The sequence below is a fragment of the Mesocryomonas lacus genome, from assembly GCF_055730105.2.
Genome location: NZ_JBUZWF020000004.1, coordinates 85,367 through 101,916, shown reverse-complemented (window position 1 = coordinate 101,916; position 16,550 = coordinate 85,367). Strand labels below are relative to the sequence as shown.

The following is a 16,550-nucleotide window of genomic DNA, read 5'->3' as shown; positions in this document are numbered from 1 at the left end:
GGGACTGATTGAGGCAACGGCATCTCCGCTTCCGTTTCGATCATAGCTCTCCCCTTCATCCCTCCGGGACAAGGCGAAACGAGAATGGAAGCAGACTCCGCGGAGACCGCCAAACTGACTGTTGCGCTTGAAGAAGGTCGCACCGGCAATGACCTTGATGCTGCCCGCGCCCTGTTCCTGGGGCTCTGCCTGTCTGCGTTGTTGTGGGATGTGTTGTTCTTGGCGCTCTACTAAGGCATGGGTCGCCCTCGGAACATGAGATCCCCGTATCCTGCAGGCATCATCAGATCCGAGACGCCGTTAGTCCAAGAGATCGAGTGTCCGCGTCAGCGCGAAACAGAAGCGGGGCCGGCGTCAGACAAGGCCACCGCCAGCGCCAGCGTCGCGTGATGGGGAAGAGCTAAAAGCCGTTCTGCCGAAAGCCGTTCAAATGCCAACTCTCGCAATATCCAACGACTGCTGAAAATTGAACTGGAGGCCTCGCCCGGAATCGAACCGGGATGCAAGGATTTGCAGTCCTCTGCGTAACCACTCCGCCACGAGGCCTCACCGGCGCTGTACCTACTGCGACATCCCGGCCGGCGCAAGAGGTTCTGCGGGGCCAGCGGAAACATTGCTCCGTTACGCGGGCATCCGGCACGCCGCGCTCGCATAGACCAAGCGACTTGCCCTGCGATTCCCGGGCTAGGCTTTGCTCTTGTCCGTGCCGACGGCCTGATGGGTGCGGGCGGCGGCAGCAACGCGGGCGGCCTTGGCGAGGCGACGGCGCTGGCGCCAGCGGTTCCAGCGCACGTCATGGCGGCGGCGCCATCGGCGCACGAGCGCGATGTCGATCGACAGGACGAGGAGGCCAAGCGGCAGCATCCACAGGCCGAGCACCGGCAGGAACCACAGGAAGCCGCCGAGGCAGAACAGGATGCCGACGGCCACCCGCCCCATTCGGGATCCCGGGAGGGCGAAGTTGCGGCCAAAGATCTCGAGCCGGTGTCCCCGGAGCAGGAAGAATCGTCTCTCGCTCGCCATTCCCGTCCCTCCGGCCGCCGATTCTCGGCCCGGCCGATCAACAGGCGCACCACTCTGTCGGTTCCGCACCCCGCAGAAAGCCCGAAAAACCACAGGCTGAGGGCGGGTTTGGGGATAAATGTGAAATTCTTGCCGATACGGCTTTGCAAGAGCGGATTCGTCTTGCTATAGGCTGCCTCGCGTCGACGACGCACTGTTCCCCGATAGCTCAGTTGGTAGAGCGCGCGACTGTTAATCGCTAGGTCGTAGGTTCGAGTCCTACTCGGGGAGCCACTCCTTTCAGACCCAAACTGATCCGCTTATGGCGTGCGAATTTGCGCGAGCGGTTTAGTCTTCGCGGCCTGCGGCATGGCGTCAGGTTTCGGCAGAAACGGTCGACAGCCCATCACGATGCTGGCTATGGGTATCGGCAAACCGCCAGGGCCCCGGCGGGCCGGTCACGGCCACGGGCGCCTGGCCGAGACCCCGGACGGTGCCGACATGACAACATCCCCTCCCCCGATCGTCGTCTGGCTGCGCGACGACCTTCGCCTCCTCGACAACCCGGCGCTTGGCGATGCCGCCGAGAGCGGCCGTCCGGTGGTCGTCCTCTATGTGCTCGACGGGGAGAGCGAAGGCGTCAGGCCGCTCGGCGCGGCGCATCATTGGTGGCTGCACCATTCGCTGACCTCGCTCGCCAAGGACCTTGCCGGCATCGGCGCGACGCTGATCCTGCGGCGCGGCGCGGCGGGAAAGATCGTGCCGGACGTCATCACCGAGACCAAGGCGACCGGGCTCTGGTTCAACCGGCGATACGACCAGGGCGGCGACGCGCTGGACGACGGCATCGCCGAAACGCTGCCGGAGGATGTCGAGGTGCAGCGCTTCCGCGCCAACCTGCTGCATGATCCGAAAGCAGTGCAGACCAAGACGGGGGGCTTCTACCGCGTCTACACGCCGTTCTGGCGCAACCTGTCGCAATCGGGCGAGCCGCGCGACCCGATTGACGCGCCGACGAAGCTTCTGGCCCCGAAGCACCAGCCGAAATCGGATGACCTCGACGCCTGGAAGCTGCTGCCGGTGAAGCCGGACTGGTCGGGCGGCATGGCGGCGGACTGGGTGCCCGGCGAGGCTGCAGCGCTCGAGCGGTTCGACGAGTTCTGCGAGGATCTCCTCGACGACTACCACAATGGCCGCGAGCGTCCAGCCGACGACGCGACGTCGCGGATGTCGCCGCGGCTGCGCTTTGGCGAGATCTCCCCGTTCACCCTTTGGCACCGCGCGACAGAAGCGGCACGGCGCCGCAAGGGCGTGCCGGACAAGGCGATTGAGACCTTCCAGAAGGAACTGGTCTGGCGCGAGTTCAACTATCACCTGCTCTACCATTTCGGCGCGCTGGGGACCCGGAACTTCAACCCGCGCTTCGACAAATTTCCCTGGCGCAAGTCGGCATCCGACCTGAAGGCCTGGCAGAAGGGCCTCACCGGCTATCCCATCGTCGACGCCGCGATGCGTCAGCTCTGGCAGACCGGCTGGATGCACAACCGGATGCGGATGATCGTCGGATCGTTTCTCACCAAGGACCTTTTGATCGACTGGCAGGAGGGCGAGCGCTGGTTCTGGGACACGCTGGTCGACGGCGACATCGCCAGCAACACCTCGCAATGGCAGTGGATCGGCGGTTCGGGCGCCGACGCGCAGCCGTTCTTCCGGATCTTCAACCCGGTGGCGCAAGGACAGAAGTTCGACAGCGCCGGCGTCTACATCCGCCGCTACGTACCGGAGCTTTCGAAACTCTCTGACAAGGACATTCACGCGCCTTGGACGCTCAGCGCCTCGGTGCTGAAAAAAGCCGGCGTGACGCTCGGCGAGACCTATCCCGAGCCGATCGTCGACCACGGCGGCGCGCGTCAGCGGGCACTGGAGGCCTACCAGTCGACGCGGACATAGCACCACATTCTGCCGCAGACGCTTCGAGCGGCCCAGAAAACCCTGTGCCGGCAGCCATTTGCCGGCGTGCCGCCTTGCCTTGAACCGGCCCGGGCCATAGGTTCCGGGCCGACCCGTCAGCAACAGGCCGCATCTCCATGTCCCGACACCTCAACGTCCTCGACGCCATCGGCAACACGCCGCTGATCCGGCTGAAGCGCGCCTCCGAAGAGACCGGCTGCGAGATTTACGGCAAAGCGGAGTTCATGAATCCCGGCCAGTCGGTGAAGGACCGCGCCGGCCTGTTCATCATCCGCGACGCCGAGGAGAAGGGGCTGATCGCCCCCGGCGGCCTGATCGTCGAGGGCACCGCCGGCAATACCGGCATTGGCCTCGCACTCGTCGCCAACGCCCTCGGCTATCGCACCGTCATCGTTATCCCGGAGACCCAGAGCCAGGAGAAGAAGGACGCGCTGCGCCTGATGGGTGCCGAGCTGATCGAGGTGCCGGCGGTGCCCTACCGCAACCCCAACAACTACGTGAAACTCTCCGGGCGGCTCGCCGAGCAGCTGGCGAAAAGCCATCCGGCGGGCGCGATCTGGGCGAACCAGTTCGACAACACCGCCAACCGCGACGGGCACGTCGTGACCACGGCGGAGGAAATCTGGCAGGCGACGGGCGGCGAGATCGACGGCTTCATCTGCGCCGTCGGCACCGGCGGCACGCTTGCGGGCACCGCGATGGGGCTGAAGCGCCATTCCGGCCACATCAAGATCGGCATCGCCGACCCGTTGGGCGCCTCGCTCTACAGCTATTACACCTCCGGTGAGCTGAAGGCCGAGGGATCGTCGATCACCGAGGGTATCGGCCAGGGCCGCATCACCGCCAATCTCGAGGGTTTTGCGCCGGACTTCGCCTATCAGGTGCCGGATGATGAAGCGCTGCGGATCGTCTTCGACCTGATCGGCGAGGAAGGCCTCTGCCTCGGCGGCTCGTCCGGCATCAACATCGCCGGCGCCATCCGCATGGCGAAGGAGATGGGACCGGGGCACACCATCGTCACCATCCTCTGCGACTACGGCAACCGCTACCAATCTAAGCTGTTCAACCCGGAATTCCTGCGCTCCAAGGGCTTGCCGACGCCCGGCTGGCTGGAGCCGCATGCACCGGAATTCGACGTGCCGTACGAGGCCTGAGCCGGTGGAAACCGAACAGGTCTACCAGGACGATGCTTACCGCGCCGAATTGACGGCAACGCTGCTGCGGATCGAGGACGGTCTGGTCTTTGACCGCGTCAACTTCTTCTCCAGCGGCGGCGGCCAGCCCGGCGATACCGGAACCGTCGTGACCGCCGACGGGCTTGAGATCGCCATCGTCGACACCGCCTACACCGCTGACCGGTCGGCAATCCGGCTGATCCCGGCGGAGGGTGCCTCGCTCCCTTCCGTCGGCGACACCGTGACGCTGAAGCTCGACTGGGAAAGACGTCACCGGCTGATGCGGATGCACACCGCCTGCCACCTGCTTACCGTCGCGTGCCCCTACCCCGTTACCGGCGCCTCGGTCGGCGAGACGGAAAGCCGCATCGACTTCGACATTCCCGATGCCGAGGCCGACAAGACGGCCATCACCGAAGCGCTGATGGCGCTGGTCGACGCGAACCATCCCGTTTTCACCCGCTGGATCACCGATGCCGAACTCGACGCTGATCCCGGGCTGATCAAGTCCGCCAACGTCAAGCCACCGCGCGGCAGCGGGCGGATCCGCATTGTCTGCATCGGCCCGGACGGCAGCGTGGACACCCAGCCTTGCGGCGGCACGCATGTGGCGACAACCGGCGAAATCGGCGCGGTGCATGTGGGCAAGATCGAGAAGAAGGGCAAGGCCAACCGGCGGTTCCGGCTGCGCTTCGGGCCCCTGCCCGCCTGAGCGCTGGCGCCCTCTAGACATGCCGCTATCGGCCGTGCCGTTTGCTCTCGACCGGTCAGCAAGGTCTCGCCGAGACGCAGACGAAGAGAAATTCCCGTCGGACCGCCGCAAGGCTTGATCCCGGCGGTCAAGCGGACCAGTTGCTGTCAGATCGATCTCCCGAGACGCGAATCAGCGCCCGGGCAACGGCCGGAGTTGATGTCATGACCAATCCGCTTCTCATCTCGCCCGAAGCGCTTTCGGCGCTGCTCGGCCGTCCCGGCGTCTCGGTGGTCGATGCTTCCTGGTACCTGCCGGCGCAAGGGCGCGCGGCGCTGGCGGAATTCGAGACGGAACACGTTCCCGGCGCGGTCTTCTTCGACCAGGACGCCGTGGTCGATCCGGCCTCAAGCCTGCCGCACACGCTCCCCTCGGCGGAAATCTTCGCCCGCGCGGCCGGAGCGCTCGGCATCGCCGAGACGGACACTATCGTCGTCTACGACGGTCTCGGCCTGTTCTCAGCCCCACGGGTCTGGTGGATGCTGCGGACGTTCGGCGCCAAAGACGTTCGCTTGCTCGACGGCGGCCTGCCGGCCTGGAAGACCGCGGGACTGCCGACTGAGGCGGGCCCGGCACGGCCGGCGTCCAAGACCTTCAACGCAGCCTTCGATGCCAATGCGGTCGCGACACTGTCCGACATGCGCGGCCATGTGGCGGCGGGCAACGCTGCCATTCTCGACGCCCGTCCTGCCGAGCGGTTCGCCGGACTGGTGCCCGAGCCGCGCGCCGGCGTGCGCTCCGGTCACATGCCGGGGGCGACCTCCTTGCCTTTCGGACAGCTTGCCGAGAACGGTCGCCTGCGCTCCCCGGAGGAGTTGCGGCAGATCTTCGAGACGGCCGGCATCGACCTCGACGGGCCGATCGTCACCTCCTGCGGGTCGGGTGTCACCGCCGCGGCGATCAGCCTGGCCCTTGCCTCCGTCGGCAAGACCGACGCCAAGCTCTACGACGGGTCGTGGACGGAATGGGGCGGCCTTTCCGACACGCCGGTTGCCACATCGGGTGGAGCTGCATGAACTTGGTCCGCCTGCTGGAGACCCGGGTCACCCAGTTCGAAATGCGCTCGCAGCCTCGGCTCCGAATGGCAGCGCCCGACAGCGGCTTTTCGCTGGTGCTGGCCGAGGCAAAACAGATCCCACCCTCGTTCTACGCCTATCTCTACGACAGGGTCGGCCGCGACCATCACTGGACGTCGCGGCTTCTGCCGGAGAAACGGCTGGCGGCCGAGATCCACCGGGCCGGCATCGCCGTCCACGTGCTCTATGCCGACGGCGCCCCGGCCGGCTGGTTCGAGCTCGACTGGGCGCGCAAGCAAGGCGAGACGCGGCTGGTGCATTTCGGCATTCTGCCCGAGTTCCGAGGTCGCGGTCTCGCGCGCTATCTTCTGTCGGAAGCGCTGGCGGCCGGGTTCGCTATCGGCAACAAGATGATGACGCTCGAGACCAACACGCTCGACCATCCAAGGGCGCTGCAGCTCTACGAAGAGGCCGGCTTCATTGCGGTGAGCATGCGCGTGGTGTCGACGCGCGCCATAGACGGCTGAGGCGTCGCGGCGGCCGCGCCGCGGCCGCAAACCGACCCTACAAAGCCTGGCCGAAAAGGCCTATGACAGCCCGTCTGCTTTCCGATCTGGACCGAACGTGATCCTTCGCCTCAGCCTTATCCTAATTTTCCTCATCGCCCTCACCGGTGCCGCCGCTTGGTTTCTCGGCCCGCGCGAGCCGGCGGACCTGTCGGTGACGTTCGACCCCGCCGTCATCGGGACCGATCCCGACGCCTACCTGGCGCGGACCGAGGCGGATGTGCCGAACCTCCGGCCGGCCGATGCCAAGGAAATCGTCTGGGCCTATCCCGCCTCGCGCGCCAAGACGCCGCTCGCCATCGTCTACATCCACGGCTTTTCCGCCGCCAAGGAAGAGGTGCGGCCACTGGCGGACGAGGTGGCGGGCAAGCTCGGGGCGAATCTCTTCTACACCCGCCTCTCCGGCCACGGCCGCGACGGCGTCGCGCTGGCCCGCACCAGCGTCAACGAGTGGATGAACGATCTCTCCGAAGCCGTCGCCATCGGCAAAACCATCGGCGAGCGGGTGGTCGTCGTCGCCAGTTCGACAGGTGGGACGCTATCAACGCTCGGTGCGAGCCAGCCGGGGCTGATGGACGGGGTCTCCGGCCTCGTCATGCTGTCGCCGAACTACGCGCTGCTCGATCGCTACGCGTTTCTGCTCGACTGGCCTTTCGCCCGCGACTTCGGGCCGTGGCTGATCGGCGAGGAGCGCAGCTTCACGCCGCTGAACGAGGCGCAGGCCGCGCACTGGACGACCCGCTACCCATCGACCGCTCTCCTGCCGCTCGGAGCACTGCTGCGGGCGACCCGCAGTGTCGATGTCAGCCAGCTGACGATACCGGCGTTCTTCCTCTATTCGCCGGCGGATCAGGTGGTCGATCCCATGGCGACCGAGAGCGTCGCGGCAAAATGGGGCGGGCCGCACCAGGTGCTGCAGGTGCCGGTGACCGGCGATCCCGCCAACCATGTGCTGGCGGGGCGCATCATGTCTCCCGGCACGACCGATGAGTTGGCGGCGCGCATTGCCGACTGGATCGGCAAACTTCCGAAGTAAGGAAGGGCAGTCCGCAACCGCGTACGGCCGCGGACACGCTCAGGCAGCCTTCCTCAGATCAGAAGGTCGGCGATCACCTGGTTGTCGGTGATGTCCTCGTAGCGGATGCCGTTCGCCTGGAAGCGCTCAAAGATGTGCTCGAAATTGGCGGCGTTCTTGGTCTCGATGCCCAGCAGGATCGAGCCGAAGTCGCGCGCCGACTTCTTCAGGTATTCGAAGCGGGCGATGTCGTCCTCGGGGCCAAGCAGCGCCAGGAAGTCGCGGAGCGCGCCGGGGCGCTGGGCGAGGCGCAGGATGAAGTACTTCTTCAGCCCCTCGAAGCGCAGCGCGCGCTCCTTCACGTCCGGCAGCCGCTCGAAGTCGAAGTTGGAGCCGGAGACGACGAGCACCACGGTCTTGCCGCGGACCTCCTCGCGCAGGACGTTCAGCGCGTCGATCGCCAGCGCGCCAGCGGGCTCCATGACGATGCCCTCGATGTTCAGCATTTCCAGCATGGTCTGGCAGAGCCGGCCCTCGGGTGACAGCAGTACCTGGTCCGGACGTGCGTGGCGCAGCGTCTCGAAGGGGATGCGGCCGATCTCCGCAACGGCCGCGCCATCGACGAAGCCGTCGAGCTGCGGCAGCCGCACCAGTTCGCCGCGGGTGAGGCTGGTGTGAAGGCTCGGCGCCCCCTGCGGCTCGACATAGCGGATATCCGGCAGCGTGCCGGCGCCCTCCGAGAGATAGCGGGTGACGCCGGAGGCAAGGCCGCCGCCGCCGACGGGGAGGATCACCATGTCGGCCGCCTCGTCGCCGAGCTGGGCGACGAACTCGCGCGCGACGCTCGCCTGCCCCTCGATGATGTCCTCATGGTCGAAGGGCGGCACGAGCGCGGCGCCCGACGACGCCGAGTAGGCCTTGGCCGCGGCATAGCAATCGTCGAAATAGTCGCCGATCAGCTCAATCTCGATGGCGTCGCCGCCGAAGATTTTCGTCTTCTGGATCTTCTGCTGCGGCGTCGTCACCGGCATGAAGATGCGGCCCTTCAGGCCAAAGAACCGGCAGGCGAAGGCGAAGCCCTGCGCGTGGTTGCCGGCGGAGGCGCAGCAGAAGGCGGTCGCGGTCGAGCCGGACGCGATGTGCTTGCGCATGAAGTTGAAGGCGCCGCGGATTTTGTAGGAGCGGACCGGCGTCAGGTCCTCGCGCTTCAGGAAGATACGCGCGCCGTATTTCGCCGAGAGATGCTCGTTCAGCTGCAGCGGGGTCGCTGGAAACAGCTGGCGGATCGCCTGCTCGGCCTCGGCGACGCGGGAGGGGAAATCAGTGTCGGACATAAGGATATCTTGATCTGGGGAGGCTTGCTCCCGGAAAAGGCCGCCGGGCGAAATGCCCGTCGCGCGGAAACGGCGGTCAGCGGACGTGACGCGCCGTGCACCGGTCGCACCGATGGGTCAGGACTGCCGCGGCAGTTTCACGTGCCGGGGCGGTCGGTCGCCTATCGTGCGCCGGCGCTGATAATCAGGGGCATGGCTCCGCAAATCGATGTCGTGAATGCCATCTATGCCCCTTTCCTCGCACGCGTTGCCGTTGCGGCTAGCCATCGGCCAAGTCGGCGGAATTGTAAAGGTGGCCGTCCGCGTCATTTGGCGGTCTAGTAGCGGACGAGTCCGGTCAACGAATTCGTCTGGAGAAGCCCATGATACCCGCTGTCACCCTTGCCGACCTGCCGCTGGAACACTGGACGCGCGGCGAACGCTACGAAGCGTCCAATCTGTCCTTTGGCGACCAGCTCGGCCTGACCCAGCTCGGCATCCGCATGAACGTCGTGCCGCCGGGCAAGAGCGGCTGTCCGTTCCACAACCACTTCTGCGAGGAAGAGCTTTTCATTATTCTCGAGGGTGAAGGCACGTATCGCTTCGGTGGTGAAGAGCGGCCGGTTCGGGCCGGCGATGTGCTCGGGGCGCCGGCCGGTGGGCAGGAAACAGCGCATCAGATCATCAATACCGGTACTCTCCCCCTGCGGTATATCGGGCTATCAAATCAAGCCGTTGCCGACGTCTGCGAATATCCCGATTCCGGAAAGTTCCAATCGACGGCGCGACTCTCAGACGGAAGTCGCTTCCGCCATCTCGGGCGCCCGGAGAGAGAGGTCGAGGACTACTGGGACGGGGAGCCCGGTGCCTGACGATCACACGAAGAGGTCGACGATCTCGAACGTATCGACGTCGACGAGGCCCTTGTCGGAGATGCGCAAGGACGGGATGACCACCAGCGCCAAGAGCGAGTGCTGCATGTAGGCGTTGTTGAGGGTGCAGCCGGCGTCGCGCATGGCCTGGAGGAGGCGGTCGGCTTTTTCGGCGACGATCTCGGCGCGCTCGTTCGACATCAGACCGGCGATCGGCATCTCGACCATCGCCTTCTCCTCGCCATCCGCGAAGAAGGTCACGCCGCCGCCGACGGCGCCGAGGCGGTTGGCGGCGAGCGCCATCTGGGTCCGGTCGGTGCCGACGACGATCATGTGGTGGCTGTCATGCGCCACCGTCGAGGCGAGCGCGCAGGCACCGGTGTAGCCGAAGCCGGAGACGAAGGCGTTGGTAACGTCGCCGCTCGCCCGGTGCCGCTCGACCAGCGCGATGTGGGCGACGCCTTGCCGCTCGTCGGCTTCGACGAGGCCGCTCAGGATCGGCAGCGTCGCGGTGAGCGCCTTCGTCGGCGCCTGGTTCTCGACGACGCCGATGACGCGGACGGTCGCGGCATTCGCGCCCTCCGGCGCGGTCACGGCGAAGTCGGCGGCCTCGAGGCACTTGCCGAGCTTCACCGTCGATTTAGCCGAGGCGGGATAGGGATAGGCCGGAAGGTCGATCAGCAGCTTGCCCGCCTCGGCGACGTGCTGGCCCCGAGCATAGACGGCGTCGATGGCGAGGGCGGCGAGATCGGAGACGAGGAGGAAGTCGGCACGGCGGCCGGGGGCGATGGAGCCGATCTCGCGGGCGAGGCCAAAATGCTCGGCGGTGTTCAGAGTCGCCATCTGGATCGCGGTGACCGGCTTCAGGCCCTGCTGGATGGCGTGGCGGACGACGCGGTCCATGTGGCCGTCATGGACAAGGGTGCCGGAATGGCAGTCGTCGGTGCAGAGGATGAAGTGGCGAGGGTCGAGGCCCATCTCGGTGACGGCGCGGACCTGCGTCGCGACGTCGTACCAGGCCGAGCCGAGCCGCAGCATCGCCTTCATGCCCTGGCGCACGCGCGCGGCGGCATCCTCCATGCGGGTGCCCTCGTGGTCGTCCTCCGCCCCGCCGGCGACGTAGCCATGGAAGGCGCGGCCGAGGTCGGGCGAGGCGAAATGGCCGCCGACGGTCTTGCCGGCGCGGCGCGTCGCTTCGATGGCGCCGGTCATCACGGGATCATTGGCGGCGACGCCCGGAAAGTTCATGACCTCGCCGAGGCCGATGATGCCCGGCCAGGCCATGGCCTCGGTGATCTCGGCAGCGCCGAGCTCCGCGCCGCCCTCCTCCAGCCCCGGCGCCGAGGGCACGCAGGACGGCATCTGAGTCCAGACGTTGACCGGCTGCACCAGCGCCTCGTCGTGCATCAGCCGGACGCCGGGAAGGCCCAGCACGTTGGCGATCTCGTGCGGGTCGATGAACATCGAGGTCGTGCCGTGCGGGATGACGGCCCGGCAGAACTCGGTGACGGTGATCATGCCGCTCTCGACATGCATGTGCGCGTCGCAGAGGCCCGGCACGAGATAGCGGCCGGCCGCATCGACCACCACCGTCTCGGGGCCGATGGCGTGGCTGGCGTCGGGCCCGCAATAGGCGAAGCGGCCGTCCTTCACCGCGATATCGGTGCCAGGCAGGCACTCGCCGGAGTGGACGTTCACCCAGATGCCGTTCCGCACCACCAGGTCGGCGAGGGCGCGGCCCATGGCGACGTCGACGAGAGCGGGTGCGGCGGTCTCGAACGGGCTGAGGGCAATCGGCATCAGAGGCTTTCCGGAAGTTTCGAAGGAGGCGCCAATGTCGGCTTTCCCACTGCGGCGGGCAAGCCTGCACCCCTCGAAGCCGGGCGTTGCCTGCGGGAGAAGGCGTGGCGCTCGTCGCCGCAACATTCAGTCTCAAGCACTTGTGACCGTTTCTGAACGCAGCATGAAGGGATCCTTCTGCTGCGGTTCACGGTTGGTCGGCTCTACTTACTTGTCGAAAAACATGACACCGGAAGGAAACGGACTATGAAAAAGATCATTCTCGCCACCGTCGCTCTGGTTCTGGCATCCGCCGTTCCGACGCTGGCCCAGAGCGCGCGCAGCGAGTACCGCGAGCACCGCCAGGAGCACAGGATCGGCCGGGCGATGGCGCGCGGTGATCTGACGCCTGCCGAGACCCGCAAGCTCGTCCGCCAGCAGCGCCGGATCGACCGCACCAAGGCCCGCGCCGCCCGCGACGGCTACGTCACCCCGCGCGAGCGTCGGCAGGTCGAGCGCATGCAGAACCGGGCCTCCCGCAACATCTACCGCAAGGCAAACAACTACCGCCGCTACTGAGCCGGTCGATAGGCAGTTGATGATGTGAACGCGAAGGGTCCGGGAAACCGGGCCCTTTTTCCTAAGGGCCACAGCCCAGGCGAGAGCAGCGCACCGGGAGGGCGCAGGAATGCGCCGCCTGGCTGTCGTAGAGGGCAATCTGAAGCCGGCCCCCGCGGGATGGCCTTTAGTAGCCGACGGTGAAGCGGCGGCGGCGGTGCTGCGGCGTCTCGATCTCGTCGACGAAGGCGATCGCATAGTCCTCGAAAGAGATGCTGCTGCCCTCCGCGGTGGAGAGGAGCGTGTCCGTGCCGAGCCGGAAGGCGCCGGTCCGCTCGCCCGGCACGAACGCCGCCGCGGGCGACAGATAGGTCCAGTTTAGGTCTGGCTCAGCCTTCAGCGCGTCGAGGAAGGCCGCGCCCTTCGCCGCCTCGGCCTTGTAGGCATCCGGAAAGCCCGGCTGGTCGATCAGCCGCTGGCCCGGCGCCACTTCGAGGCTGCCGGCGCCGCCGACGACGAGGTAGCGCGGCACGCCCGACTGCTTCACCGCCGAGATGAGAATGTCGGCAGCGGTGACGAGGAAGTGGACAGAACTCACCACGGCGTCGTGGCCCGCGATCAGCCGGGCGAGCCCGGGACCGTCATTGGCGTCGCCGGCGACGGCTGTCACGCCCGGCAGAGCGGCGATCCTGTCCGGGTTGCGGGCGATCGCGGTGACCGCGTGGCCGCGGTCGGAGAGTTCCTGCAGGATGCGCGCGCCGGCATTGCCGCTGGCGCCGATCAGGGCGATCTTCATAGGAGGCTCCTTCGTTGTTGGCCGGTCGACCCGGTTCAAAATTTCATCCAGGATGAATTTTTATACCCGGTTCGGTTCGTGATATCTGACGCTCGCTGCGACCCGGCGCAAGAAGGCACAGCCATGGTGCTCGGTCATCGCGGTGTGACCGTCCGCCCCCCGGGCCGGCAAGATGAGACCTGACCGACGCGATGCGAAACGCTGCCGAGGAGACGACATGACCCCTGCCCCCGCACTGCCCGCCCTGGACGAGCCCTGCCCGATCCGCGGCGTGCTCGACCGGATCGGCGACCAGTGGAGCGTCCTGGTGCTGCTGTCGCTCGCCGATGGAACGCAGCGCTTCAACGAGCTGAAGCGCGGGATCGGCGACGTCTCGCAGCACATGCTGACCCGCACGCTGAAGCGGCTCGAGCAGGACGGCCTGGTGACGCGGACGATGTTTCCGGTGATTCCGCCGCGGGTCGACTACGCCCTGACGCCCCTCGGCCAGTCGCTGCTGGTGCCGCTGCGTGGCCTCGTCGCATGGGCGGACGAGCATCACGACCTCATCCGCTCGGCGCGGAGCGTACAGGCGAACCGCGCCGCCGGCTGATCTTTCACGCCGGCGCTGCGGCTTTTGCGCCCGGGCGACTTTGCAATCCGTCGCGCCTCGCTTACGAGGAGAGCCGTGCGGACGTGGCGGAATTGGTATACGCAGCAGACTTAAAATCTGTCGCCCTCGGGATTACGGGTTCAAGTCCCGTCGTCCGCACCAGAGATCCGCGCTCAGCACCTTCTGGAAACGCGCGCTGGACGCTGCAAGAGCTTCCCCGCTGCCGCTTCCCGCATATCGAACCACGTCCCTTGGCGCATCGTGCACCCGGCCATCGCCCTACACGCCCGTCATACGCCTGTCATCGGCGTGCCGCATGGAGCCCGGACCAACCGTCTGGGGACCTCGATGCGCCGCCGCTTCCTCCATCTCCTGCGCCAGCTCATGCCGCGCCGCCTCGTCCGGCGAGCGCCCGAAAGGCGGCTGTGCGGCTTCGAGCGGAGGCGAATCATCTCGATGATCGATGCCGGGGAATCCTACCGGACGATCATCCGTCAGCATGGCTTCACCCGGGCCGAGGTGGACCGCGCCCTGCTCGCGCAGACCGGCGGCCGTTCGGACAGCTGAAGGCCCTCGCTGCCAGGTGATCCACGATCAGCGATCGAGCGCCGCGTTTCATCGCCGCGGACATAAACCGGCCAACACAATAGCGCTGCCTCAATAGTTGCAACTGCAAGCAGCGACAAAGCATCGCAGCCGATAATCCTTTACGCCGTTACAGATTTGCTAGGCCTATACGGCCGATGCTGTCATCCAATGTTCATTGTACAGCGAACCCCGGCCACTTTAGTGGCACAGCGTCGGAGCCCGGAGGGGGTGCCGGACGCACAACCATTCAGGGGTTACCATGCTGAAAAAGATCATCGGCGCGCTGGCGCTTTCGGCGGTTATGACGGCATCCGCCCAGGCGGCGCCGGTCAAGATCGATTTCTGGTACGGCAATAGCGGCGACATCTCCAAGCGCGTGATGGAGCAGTGCGACCGGTTCAACAAGAGCCAGGCCGAGGCCGAGGTGGTCTGCACCAGCCAGGGCACCTACGACGCCTCGCTGCAGAACACCATCGCCGCCTTCCGCGCCGGCCAGCAGCCGACGATCGCGCAGGTCTCGGATGCCGGCACGCTCGACATCATGCTGTCGGGCGCCTTCTACCCCGCCGAGAAGCTGATGGCCGACAACGGCTACAAGATCGACTGGAAGGACTATTTCTCCGGCATTTCCAGCTACTTCGCGACGTCGAAGGGCGAGATGTACTCCTTCCCCTTCAACTCCTCGACCGCCCTCCTCTACTGGAACAAGGACGCCTACGCCAAAATCGGCAAGGACCATGGCCCCGCCACCTGGGAAGAGGCCGGCGCCGACTTTAAGGCGCTGAAGGAGGCCGGCTACGCCTGCCCGCTCGGCTTCAACATCTCGCGCGACGAGGTCTGGCAGCTGGAGGAGCAGTTCCTGGCCGTGCATGGCGAGCCGAACGCCAGCAAGGGCAACGGCTATGAGGGCCTCGACGCCGAGATGGTGTTCAACAAGGGCAAGTGGGTTCAGTTCGTCCGCGACCTCAAGGGCTGGTACGACGCCGGCGAGGCCGTGCTGAAGTCCAAGGAAACCGGCCAGACCTTCGTCGACGCGTTTGCCGCCGGCGACTGCCAGACCATCCTGACCTCCGTCGGCGACCATGGCGGCATCGGCCGCAGCGCCAAGGAAGGCATGAACTGGGACGTCGCCATGCTCCCGGTCTACGAGGGCACCGAGCGCAAGAACTCGCTGGTCGGCGGCGCCTCGCTCTGGGTCATCGCCGGCAAGTCCGATGCCGAGTACAAGGCGGCCGCGGCCTTCCTCAACTTCATCGCCAAGCCCGAAGAAGCCCTCACCTGGTCGACCGTCACCGGCTACATCCCGGTGCGCCAGTCCGGCTACGACTATCTCGTCAGCCAGAAGTTCTACGACAAGGCGCCCTACAAGGGCCGCGAGCTGGCGATCAAGAGCCTGACCTTCACGCCGCCGACCGAGGTCACCCGCGGCCAGCGCCTCGGCGGCCTGCTGCAGATCCGCCAGGAAATCTCCAACGGCCTGCAGGCGATCTTCATCAAGAACGCCGACGTCCAGACTGCCCTCGACGAGGCGAAGACGCGCAGCGACGCGATCCTGCGCCGCTTCCAACAGACCTATGCCGGCAAGACCCTGCCGTAACGCGGCCATCTGACGACACGCCCCGGAGCTTACGGCTTCGGGGCGCCTTGCATGCAGCAGCGGGACCGACATGGAAAAACGCGTGACCTTTTCGGCAGGCGGCACCGGGCTGATGTTCGCCTTGCCGATGCTGCTTCTGATCTTCGTCTTCTTCTACTGGCCGACGGGACAGGCGCTGTTCTGGGCGTTCACGCTCGAACAACCCTGGGGCGGCGGCAATACCTTCGTCGGCTTCCAGAACTTCCGCCAGCTTCTCGGCGACAGCGTCTACTGGGGCTCGATCAGCCGCAGCATGGTGTTCAGCCTCGGTACGACCTCGCTGGCCATGGGCATCGCCCTCGTCCTGGCGCTGGTCGCCGACCGCGAGCTTACCGGCCACCGCCTCTACAAGTCGGTTCTGATCTGGCCCTACGCGATCGCAGCGCCCGCCCTCGGCCTCGCCTTCAGCTTCATCCTCGCCCCGCAGGCCGGGCTGCTGTCGTCGATCAACAGCATCTGGCCGGGCCTCTGGAACCCCGCGCTGGACGGCAAGGACGCGATGATTGCCATCATCATCGCCTTCGCCTGGAAATATGTCGGCTACAACTTCATCTTCTTCATGGCCGCGCTGCAGGGCATTCCGCGGACGCTGACCGAGGCCGCCGCGATGGACGGCGCGAGCCCGCTCCGCCGGATGCGCGATATCCAGCTGCCGCTTCTGACGCCGACGCTGTTCTTCCTGCTGGTGATCAACATCACCGAGAGCTTCCAGGACAGTTTCGGCATCGTCGACATCATGACCGGCGGCGGTCCTGCCCGCGCTACCGAACTGATGGTCTACAAGATCTATTTCGACGGCTTCAACGGCCTCGATTACTCCGGCGCCGCTGCCCAGAGCATCATCCTGATGATCCTCGTGATGGTCCTGACGGTCGTGCAGTTCCGCTTCATCGAGCGCCGCATCCACTACAAGTGAGACC

General features: G+C 66.3%; 17 protein-coding genes and 3 tRNA genes. 15 read left to right on the top strand and 5 right to left on the bottom strand.

From position 1 onward, the window contains the following. Positions 1 to 84 precede the first annotated feature (84 nt). Positions 85 to 234, top strand: a complete 150-nt coding sequence (locus ACZLZQ_RS14730; RefSeq protein ID WP_472950023.1) for a hypothetical protein — start codon at positions 85 to 87, stop codon at positions 232 to 234. Between the two features lie 238 nt (positions 235 to 472). On the opposite strand, the gene ACZLZQ_RS14725 is transcribed toward ACZLZQ_RS14730, so the two are convergent. Beyond that, positions 473 to 546: transfer RNA gene (locus tag ACZLZQ_RS14725), tRNA-Cys, on the bottom strand. Between the two features lie 138 nt (positions 547 to 684). Next, a complete protein-coding gene (locus tag ACZLZQ_RS14720) occupies positions 685 to 939 on the bottom strand; it encodes a hypothetical protein (RefSeq protein ID WP_472950022.1) in 255 nt (84 codons plus the stop codon). A 281-nt stretch (positions 940 to 1,220) separates the two neighbouring features. Between ACZLZQ_RS14720 and ACZLZQ_RS14715 the strand changes: the two genes are divergently transcribed. From ACZLZQ_RS14715 to ACZLZQ_RS14685, 7 genes are all read left to right on the top strand, one after another. After that, positions 1,221 to 1,296: transfer RNA gene (locus ACZLZQ_RS14715), tRNA-Asn, on the top strand. A 207-nt stretch (positions 1,297 to 1,503) separates the two neighbouring features. Continuing rightward, entirely contained in the window at positions 1,504 to 2,952 is a 1,449-nt protein-coding gene (locus tag ACZLZQ_RS14710; protein WP_472950021.1) for a cryptochrome/photolyase family protein, read from the top strand. Between the two features lie 137 nt (positions 2,953 to 3,089). Continuing rightward, positions 3,090 to 4,127, top strand: coding sequence for a cysteine synthase A (locus tag ACZLZQ_RS14705; RefSeq protein ID WP_472950020.1), 1,038 nt, complete (start codon positions 3,090 to 3,092; stop codon positions 4,125 to 4,127). Next, complete coding sequence (locus ACZLZQ_RS14700; RefSeq protein WP_472950019.1) at positions 4,093 to 4,860, top strand: alanyl-tRNA editing protein; 768 nt, start codon at positions 4,093 to 4,095, stop codon at positions 4,858 to 4,860. Before ACZLZQ_RS14705 ends, ACZLZQ_RS14700 begins: the two co-directional genes overlap by 35 nt. Positions 4,861 to 5,063: 203 nt before the next feature. Beyond that, positions 5,064 to 5,915 (top strand): 3-mercaptopyruvate sulfurtransferase, encoded by an 852-nt coding sequence (gene sseA, locus ACZLZQ_RS14695; RefSeq protein WP_472950018.1) that lies wholly within the window; start codon positions 5,064 to 5,066, stop codon positions 5,913 to 5,915. After that, positions 5,912 to 6,442, top strand: a complete 531-nt coding sequence (locus ACZLZQ_RS14690) for a GNAT family N-acetyltransferase (RefSeq protein WP_472950017.1) — start codon at positions 5,912 to 5,914, stop codon at positions 6,440 to 6,442. The genes sseA and ACZLZQ_RS14690 overlap by 4 nt, the downstream gene beginning before the upstream one ends. A 97-nt stretch (positions 6,443 to 6,539) precedes the next feature. Continuing rightward, entirely contained in the window at positions 6,540 to 7,517 is a 978-nt protein-coding gene (locus tag ACZLZQ_RS14685) for an alpha/beta hydrolase (protein WP_472950016.1), read from the top strand. A gap of 53 nt (positions 7,518 to 7,570) precedes the next feature. On the opposite strand, the gene ilvA is transcribed toward ACZLZQ_RS14685, so the two are convergent. Beyond that, positions 7,571 to 8,830 (bottom strand): threonine ammonia-lyase IlvA, encoded by a 1,260-nt coding sequence (gene ilvA / locus ACZLZQ_RS14680; RefSeq protein WP_472950015.1) that lies wholly within the window; start codon positions 8,828 to 8,830, stop codon positions 7,571 to 7,573. A gap of 362 nt (positions 8,831 to 9,192) precedes the next feature. Here ilvA and ACZLZQ_RS14675 point away from each other — a divergent pair, with 362 nt between their 5' ends. Next, positions 9,193 to 9,681, top strand: coding sequence for a cupin domain-containing protein (locus tag ACZLZQ_RS14675; RefSeq protein ID WP_472950014.1), 489 nt, complete (start codon positions 9,193 to 9,195; stop codon positions 9,679 to 9,681). 3 nt (positions 9,682 to 9,684) lie between these two features. On the opposite strand, the gene ade is transcribed toward ACZLZQ_RS14675, so the two are convergent. Further along, complete coding sequence (gene ade, locus ACZLZQ_RS14670) at positions 9,685 to 11,481, bottom strand: adenine deaminase (RefSeq protein ID WP_472950013.1); 1,797 nt, start codon at positions 11,479 to 11,481, stop codon at positions 9,685 to 9,687. 246 nt (positions 11,482 to 11,727) lie between these two features. Between ade and ACZLZQ_RS14665 the strand changes: the two genes are divergently transcribed. Beyond that, a complete protein-coding gene (locus ACZLZQ_RS14665) occupies positions 11,728 to 12,039 on the top strand; it encodes a hypothetical protein (RefSeq protein WP_472931803.1) in 312 nt (103 codons plus the stop codon). Between the two features lie 166 nt (positions 12,040 to 12,205). On the opposite strand, the gene ACZLZQ_RS14660 is transcribed toward ACZLZQ_RS14665, so the two are convergent. Further along, positions 12,206 to 12,814, bottom strand: a complete 609-nt coding sequence (locus ACZLZQ_RS14660; RefSeq protein WP_472950012.1) for an NAD(P)-dependent oxidoreductase — start codon at positions 12,812 to 12,814, stop codon at positions 12,206 to 12,208. A 217-nt stretch (positions 12,815 to 13,031) separates the two neighbouring features. Here ACZLZQ_RS14660 and ACZLZQ_RS14655 point away from each other — a divergent pair, with 217 nt between their 5' ends. From ACZLZQ_RS14655 to ACZLZQ_RS14635, 5 genes are all read left to right on the top strand, one after another. Next, a complete protein-coding gene (locus tag ACZLZQ_RS14655; protein ID WP_472950011.1) occupies positions 13,032 to 13,406 on the top strand; it encodes a winged helix-turn-helix transcriptional regulator in 375 nt (124 codons plus the stop codon). 77 nt (positions 13,407 to 13,483) lie between these two features. Beyond that, positions 13,484 to 13,568: transfer RNA gene (locus ACZLZQ_RS14650), tRNA-Leu, on the top strand. A 186-nt stretch (positions 13,569 to 13,754) separates the two neighbouring features. Continuing rightward, positions 13,755 to 13,973, top strand: coding sequence for a hypothetical protein (locus ACZLZQ_RS14645; protein WP_472950010.1), 219 nt, complete (start codon positions 13,755 to 13,757; stop codon positions 13,971 to 13,973). Positions 13,974 to 14,253: 280 nt separating this feature from the next. Further along, entirely contained in the window at positions 14,254 to 15,591 is a 1,338-nt protein-coding gene (locus ACZLZQ_RS14640; RefSeq protein WP_472950009.1) for an extracellular solute-binding protein, read from the top strand. Between the two features lie 70 nt (positions 15,592 to 15,661). Next, positions 15,662 to 16,546, top strand: coding sequence for an ABC transporter permease subunit (locus ACZLZQ_RS14635; protein WP_472950008.1), 885 nt, complete (start codon positions 15,662 to 15,664; stop codon positions 16,544 to 16,546). Positions 16,547 to 16,550 lie beyond the last annotated feature (4 nt).